We start from the raw sequence: 6,489 nt of genomic DNA on the forward strand, positions 1-6,489 counted from the left end.
AGTTAATAAAATTCATTTATCATAAACACAAAGGTCGTTATGGGTATAGGAGAATTACAGATGAATTAAATAATAAAGGTTTGGTTATCAATCACAAAACAGTTTTAAGATTAATGAAATTAATAGGTTTAAAAAGTATTATTAGAGTCAAAAAATATAAATCATATAAAGGCGAACAAGGCAAAATAGCTCCTAATATTTTAGAACGCAATTTCAAAGCATCGGCTCCTAATCAAAAATGGGCAACCGACATAACCGAGTTTAATGTATCTGGAAACAAATTGTATTTATCTCCTATTATTGACTTGTTTAATCAGGAAATAATCAGTTATGAACTCACAGAAAGACCAGTGTTTAATCAAGTAGTAATGATGCTTAAAAAAGCATTTAAAAAAATACCAAATAACACTAATTTAACCCTACATTCTGACCAAGGCTGGCAATATCAAATGAAACAATATCAATGTTTATTAAAAGAAAAAGGAATAACTCAAAGTATGTCCAGAAAAGGAAATTGCTTGGATAATGATATTATAGAAAACTTCTTTGGAATACTAAAATCGGAATTGTTCTATCTTAAAAAATACAAATCAATAGACCATTTAAAAAATGAAATAAATGAATACATAAACTATTACAATAACGACAGAATCAAGTCAAATTTAAACAAAATGAGCCCGATACAATATCGAGCTCATTATTATCAAAATTAATTATAAATTTGTCCAAACTTTTGGGTGCAGTCTAATTACTTAAGGAGTTTTTTTTTGTGGCGATGAGTATATAAACAATAAATTCCATAAAGTATAAAACTAAAAAACTCCTTAATTTCTTAAGGAGTTTTTTGTGGGCGATGAGGGGTTCGAACCCCCGACCCCCTCGGTGTAAACGAGGTGCTCTGAACCAGCTGAGCTAATCGCCCTTTCGGGTAGCAATGTCTTGCGTTATTGCGAGTGCAAATATAAGACGTTTTTTTACTTTTGCAAACAAAAATCAAATAAAATTATAAAATTTCTGCAACTACAAATGTGCTTCCCCCAATATAAATAAAATCGTCTTGCATTGACAATCTTAAAGCTTCTTGATAAGCTTCTGAAACAGAATTATATATATTCCCAATTAGTCCGAACTCAGCCGCTTTTTCTTGTAAAATTTTCGCTTCTAATCCTCGAAAAATATTTGGCTTGCTAAAAAAATAATTCGCTTTTTTTGGGAATAAAGGCAAAACATCATCTAAATCTTTATCGTTTACAAAGCCTAAAACAAAAAATAAGTTGCCGAATTTTTCTTTTTCAATCTGATTTAATACAATCTTTAAACCATGACTATTGTGCGCCGTATCGCAAATTACTTTTGGATTTGACTTTATTTGTTGCCAACGTCCTAACAAACCCGTATTTTTTACTACATTCAATAATCCGTTCTTTAGGTTTTCTTCCGAAACTGAAAAATAAGGTTTTAAAACTTCGATGGTTTGAACAACCGTCTTCTTATTGTGTTGCTGATAATCGCCTAATAAATCACTCGGATAATCATTAGTAATTAAATCCGAAGCAAAATAAATATCCGACCTACAATCTTTGGACTTAGCCAAAAAAACATCTTTGGTTTGGTTGGTATATTCTCCAATTACAACTGGAATATTTGGTTTTATAATGCCTGCTTTTTCACTAGCAATGGCTTCTATCGTATTACCTAAAAACTGGATATGATCTAAACCAATATTAGTAATTACCGAAACCAATGGTGTAATAATATTGGTAGAATCAAGCCTTCCCCCCATTCCGACTTCAATAATAGCAACATCGATTTCTTGTTTTACAAAATAATCGAAAGCCAAACCTACTGTCATTTCAAAAAAACTTAGGTTGTTTTCTTCAAAAAAAGCTTTGTTTTTGGCAACAAAATCGACAACAAAATCTTCAGAAATTTCTATTCCGTTTATTTTTATCCTTTCCCTAAAATCTTTCAGATGTGGCGAAGTGTATAAACCCACTTTATAACCTGCTTCCTGCAAAACCGAAGCAATCATAGACGAAGTAGAGCCTTTTCCGTTGGTTCCAGCTACATGAATCGTTTTTACTTTTAATTCAGGATTTCCCAAATGATTGGTGAGTAAAATAGTATTTACTAAATCTTTTCTATACGCCGAAGCACCTTGTTGCTGGTACATGGGCAACTGTGCAAATAGCCAATCTAAAGTCTGTTGGTAATTCATATTTTTAACCTTATAATGCAATTAATAAAACTTAAAATTTCTAAAAAAAAATAAAACCACATAGAAACATAGAAAGAAGAATTAGATAGACCAATACTTGGTTCACAAAGTTATGTTTTATTGTAATAAAGTGAAGCGTCTTTATTGAATTCATAAAAACTATGTTTCTATGTGGTTAAACATTTAAAATATATTTATTTAAAATCAGAAATAATCAGTGCTGACAAAATAATTTATCTATTTTTTAGTTTAGTATAATATAGACAATTATCTTTATGCAAAATTGAGCTATTTTTTAATATAAATAAAGTACTTTGCCATATGATTGGATTTTTTTTACAAGCCCAAAACGATACCATTGCAGCTGCATCTGGTGCAGTCATTGAAAATGTTGTAAAAGACAACGAAATTTCAGTTTTAGGATTTATTATGAAAGGTGGATTTTTCTTAATTCCCATTGCCTTATTGCTGTTTTACACGATTTACGTGATTATCGAACGTTTTATTTATTTGAAAAAACACACAAAATACGACACTCATTTGATGAAAGATATTAGAATTCACCTGAATTCTGGTAATATTGATATGGCGATTGCCACTGCCGAAAAAGACACTACCGCTTCTGGAAACGTAATAAAAGAAGGGCTTCACACCATAGGAAGACCCATTGCCGAGATTGAATCGAATATGGAAAAAGTGGCCAATATAGAAATTGGACAAATGGAACGCCGATTGGGACATCTTGGTCTTATTGCTGGTATCGCTCCAACCTTAGGTTTTATTGGAACTATTGGCGGTGTAATTAAGATTTTTTATAGCATTTCGATTACCGAAAACATTAGTATTGGAAATATTTCTGGTGGTTTGTACGAAAAAATGATTAGTTCTGGTTCGGGACTTATTGTAGGAATTGTGGCTTACTCGGCCTACCATTTATTTAACGGAGTGATAGACAGTTTTTCGTTAAATATTCAGCGCCACGTATTAGAATTTGTAAACATAATTCAGAGACCAAATGCCACAAATAAAACGAAATAAACGATTTCATGCAGAAATAGCAACATCGTCATTAAGTGATATTATGTTCTTTTTGCTGTTGTTTTTCCTAATCATATCTACATTGGCAAACCCAAATGTGATAAAAATGACGTTGCCTAAAGCCAAAGCAACCGAAAAAACAAACAAGCAACACATCACACTTTCAGTTACCGAAGACAAGAAATTTTATCTCGACAAGCAAGAAGTTTCGTTCGATAATCTGGAAACTACATTACTCTCTAAATTAGGAGAAACCAAAGACCAAGCAGTCATTGTCCGCATTCCGTACAATCTTCAAGTGCAGGATTTAGTAGATGTTTTGCAAATAGGCGTAAAAAATAATTTGAAATTTGTAATCGCTACAAGTGCTGGTAAATAAAGTTTAAGATTTTGGGCGTGACCCTTCGTCTCATCCCAAAAGACGAGACGGGTCAGGCTTTTCGCTATATCTTTTTTTCGTTCCTCAAAAAAGGATACCGCTTCTATCCCTCACGCAAAATATACAAATCGATAAGTTGTCGGTAATTTTAAGAAAACGCATTGTATCCGAAATGAAAATATTTAAATATCATACAATAAATATTAACTTACTTCAATCTTTAAGAAAAGAAACTAATTGGTATAGTAAACTTCATTTATTGAATGACCCTTTTGAGTGTTTTTTGATAGACAATACAGCCACAAACACCTATACTGATTTCACCTCCAAACTTTGTACTTGTTGCTTTTCTAAGAATATGAGTGAAATACTAATGTGGTCGCATTATGCGGACAATCATAGAGGAGTTTGCCTAGAGTTTGAAATAACAAACGAAGAGACAATTAAAGGTCAATTAATTAATATCAACTATGATAATGATCTAACAATCATAGACAATATAGAAAGGACATCTACTGGACATTTAAGCATAAACATTACCTCAAATGGAAAATTTTTGGCAAACAAATTCAAAAACTGGAGTTATGAAGAAGAACTAAGAACTTATATAATTTGTGAAGAAGCAAATTTTGCTGGAAAAGAAAAACCGTTTTTAGGAAATCTAGTAGCAATATATTTCGGAAAAAATGCCGCGAAGGATGATATTGACCTTGTTAAGCACAATACTTCACATATAAATTCATTGAGGTACTTCATAGTGGATTTAAACACAGAAAACTTGAAAATTGAAATCCTGAGAGAAATATAAAAACTACTGCCAACAGCAGGTTCACCTCAATGGCTTATTCTGTGGTTCTTTAGAAAATACTCTGATAACTCAAGGTTTGGTTTATATTTGTGATTGCTCGGTGAGAGTCACGTCACCGGACGTTACTCCACAAAAGTCTCACAAAATCTCAACTATTTACTAAAACAAAAAAGCACAAAACCCATTCTGAATTTTGTGTTTTTTATATTGCTAGAATATTTTAATTCAAACTAAAACTATATACAATTTTGCCTACTTGTCTTTCTGGAGCATCTTCGCTGGTTTGCCATTTAGTATTCATTGCGGCAATTCGGGCTTGGTCTAATAAACATTTTGCAGTATTTGTAGTTCCTTTTACACCTAGAACCACACTAATTGTATTTTCGAGCACGTCTCAAAAAGTCATTTTTAACAAAAAACTTTCTTATATTTACATAATGCATAACCATTTAAGAGATGAATTACACAATATCCTTTCAGGAAAGAGCGAAGTTAGGTTTGGAACAATTATCCAAACAATCTCCTGTTACCTTAGCAATGGCTCGCAAGCAGGCTCAAATGCTGAAAACGAAAAGCACCACAACGAAAAAGAAACAGAGAAGTTAGAGAACTTTATTTCTGATAAAAATCTTTGGATAAATGATTTAGATATTTCTCAATATGTCAGTGAAGGAGCTGAACAGAAAGTCTATTTAAAAGATAGCGAGCATGTGTTGAAATTAAACGGTGCTATTTATTATAATTCTTGGAAAGATTATTTCCATAATTTGCTTCTTCGCAATTATTTTTTTTCAGACACCGCTTACGAATTAATTGGTTTTACAAAAGACAATGATATTCTATACGCAATTGTAAAACAGAATTACGTATCAGTAACTTCTACAACAGATTTGCAACAAGTCAAAGACTTTTTAACCAATAATGGTTTTCAGAATAATAGAAATAATGATTATATAAACCCCGAATTGGGAATAATACTAGAAGAATTTACATGATGAGAATGTTTTGACAAAAAATGACATTCTTTATTTTATTGATACAGTATTTTATTTGACTGATGAATTCTGGCTAAAATCATGAAATGACCGCTAAGATAGATTTTGCGAAAGTCTCACAAAATCTCAACAATTTATCAAAACAAAAAAGCACAGAATTCATTCTGAATTTTGTGCTTTTTTGTTATATTACTAGATATTTTAATTCAAACTAAAGCTATACACGATTTTGCCAACTTGTCTTTCTGGCGCATCTTCGCTGGCTTGCCATTTGGTATTCATTGCGGCAATTCGGGCTTGGTCTAGTAAGCATTTTGCAGTGTTTGTAGTACCTTTTACTCCTGGAACCACACTAATTGTATTTCCGTTTCTATCTACAGAAACTTCGACAACAACTTTACCTGATTCATTACAAGTATATTTAGGTGCTGGTTTAGACAGTGCTTTTCGGCCACCAAGAGAATAACCTACACCGCCACCATTTCCACTTCCTGAACCACCACCAGATCCAGAACCACTTCCTGCTCCCGTTCCCGTACCGTTGCCAGAACCGTTTCCACCGCCTGTTCCTCCTCCAGAACCACCATTTCCGTAGCCATCGTTAGACAAACTTCCATTCGATGAGCCTTGGTTTCCTTGAGTGCTCGAATTTCCGTCGCCGCCTTTGTTTCCTCCTTTTAGGATATTAGCCAAAGCGTCGTTGGTGTTTTTAGTAACTTTTGGTTTTACAACAACTGGTTGGGTTTCTTTTTTTAAAATTTCAACCTTAGGTTTTTTTGTGATTGTCTTTTTAGCGATAACCACATCATTTTCTTCGGTCGAATTTTCTTGCGCTATAATTTGATCTTCGGCAGTTTCTGTTGGTTTTACAACTTGTTTGGTTTCGTTTTTTACATCTAAAACATCACTTTCAAAATTATTTCCAGAACCAAATTCGGTATCACCAAAGTTTACAGTAACACCACCTCCTCCGCCACCGCCAGCTAATTCTTGCATGTTTGCTGGTGGCCAAAATCGTATAAAAAACAATATCAGCAACAACAATATATAA

9 protein-coding genes and 1 tRNA gene are annotated in these 6,489 nt (G+C 32.8%); 6 read left to right on the top strand and 4 right to left on the bottom strand.

Annotation, left to right across the window (positions count from 1 at the left end; translation table 11 throughout):
• Window positions 1-713: IS3 family transposase (locus ACH2BP_RS00750; RefSeq protein ID WP_395056046.1), on the top strand; the 713-nt coding region annotated here is incomplete at its 5' end.
• A 134-nt stretch (window positions 714-847) separates the two neighbouring features.
• Here ACH2BP_RS00750 and ACH2BP_RS00755 read toward each other — a convergent pair.
• Both ACH2BP_RS00755 and ACH2BP_RS00760 read right to left on the bottom strand, forming a co-directional pair.
• Window positions 848-922, bottom strand: a tRNA-Val gene (locus ACH2BP_RS00755).
• 81 nt (window positions 923-1,003) lie between these two features.
• Window positions 1,004-2,218 carry a bifunctional folylpolyglutamate synthase/dihydrofolate synthase gene (locus ACH2BP_RS00760; RefSeq protein WP_395056048.1) on the bottom strand — a complete coding sequence of 405 codons (1,215 nt, stop codon included), beginning with the start codon at window positions 2,216-2,218 and terminating at the stop codon, window positions 1,004-1,006.
• Window positions 2,219-2,539: 321 nt separating this feature from the next.
• Here ACH2BP_RS00760 and ACH2BP_RS00765 point away from each other — a divergent pair, with 321 nt between their 5' ends.
• From ACH2BP_RS00765 to ACH2BP_RS00775, 3 genes are all read left to right on the top strand, one after another.
• Window positions 2,540-3,256 (top strand): MotA/TolQ/ExbB proton channel family protein, encoded by a 717-nt coding sequence (locus ACH2BP_RS00765; RefSeq protein WP_395056050.1) that lies wholly within the window; start codon window positions 2,540-2,542, stop codon window positions 3,254-3,256.
• On the top strand, window positions 3,234-3,635 hold the full coding sequence (locus ACH2BP_RS00770; protein ID WP_395056052.1) for an ExbD/TolR family protein: 402 nt from the start codon (window positions 3,234-3,236) through the stop codon (window positions 3,633-3,635). Before ACH2BP_RS00765 ends, ACH2BP_RS00770 begins: the two co-directional genes overlap by 23 nt.
• A gap of 358 nt (window positions 3,636-3,993) precedes the next feature.
• A complete protein-coding gene (locus ACH2BP_RS00775; RefSeq protein WP_395056054.1) occupies window positions 3,994-4,443 on the top strand; it encodes a DUF2971 domain-containing protein in 450 nt (149 codons plus the stop codon).
• Window positions 4,444-4,663: 220 nt separating this feature from the next.
• Here ACH2BP_RS00775 and ACH2BP_RS00780 read toward each other — a convergent pair whose 3' ends face one another.
• A complete protein-coding gene (locus tag ACH2BP_RS00780; protein ID WP_395056056.1) occupies window positions 4,664-4,834 on the bottom strand; it encodes a hypothetical protein in 171 nt (56 codons plus the stop codon).
• A gap of 46 nt (window positions 4,835-4,880) precedes the next feature.
• Between ACH2BP_RS00780 and ACH2BP_RS00785 the strand changes: the two genes are divergently transcribed.
• Together ACH2BP_RS00785 and ACH2BP_RS00790 are read left to right on the top strand one after the other, a co-directional pair.
• Window positions 4,881-5,438, top strand: coding sequence for a hypothetical protein (locus tag ACH2BP_RS00785; RefSeq protein ID WP_395056058.1), 558 nt, complete (start codon window positions 4,881-4,883; stop codon window positions 5,436-5,438).
• Window positions 5,439-5,448: 10 nt separating this feature from the next.
• Complete coding sequence (locus tag ACH2BP_RS00790; protein ID WP_395056062.1) at window positions 5,449-5,523, top strand: hypothetical protein; 75 nt, start codon at window positions 5,449-5,451, stop codon at window positions 5,521-5,523.
• A 116-nt stretch (window positions 5,524-5,639) separates the two neighbouring features.
• Here the strand turns inward: ACH2BP_RS00790 and ACH2BP_RS00795 are convergent.
• Window positions 5,640-6,489: energy transducer TonB (locus ACH2BP_RS00795; RefSeq protein ID WP_395056060.1), on the bottom strand; the 850-nt coding region annotated here is incomplete at its 5' end.

The organism is Flavobacterium sp., from assembly GCF_043756175.1.
Lineage (GTDB): Bacteria > Bacteroidota > Bacteroidia > Flavobacteriales > Flavobacteriaceae > Flavobacterium.

Coding starts and splice junctions, on each gene's coding strand:
- ACH2BP_RS00775 (WP_395056054.1), top strand. CDS start 3,994: ATGAGTGAAATACTAATGTGGTCGCATTATGCGGACAATCATAGAGGA.
- ACH2BP_RS00770 (WP_395056052.1), top strand. CDS start 3,234: ATGCCACAAATAAAACGAAATAAACGATTTCATGCAGAAATAGCAACA.
- ACH2BP_RS00765 (WP_395056050.1), top strand. CDS start 2,540: ATGATTGGATTTTTTTTACAAGCCCAAAACGATACCATTGCAGCTGCA.
- ACH2BP_RS00785 (WP_395056058.1), top strand. CDS start 4,881: ATGCATAACCATTTAAGAGATGAATTACACAATATCCTTTCAGGAAAG.
- ACH2BP_RS00760 (WP_395056048.1), bottom strand. CDS start 2,218: ATGAATTACCAACAGACTTTAGATTGGCTATTTGCACAGTTGCCCATG.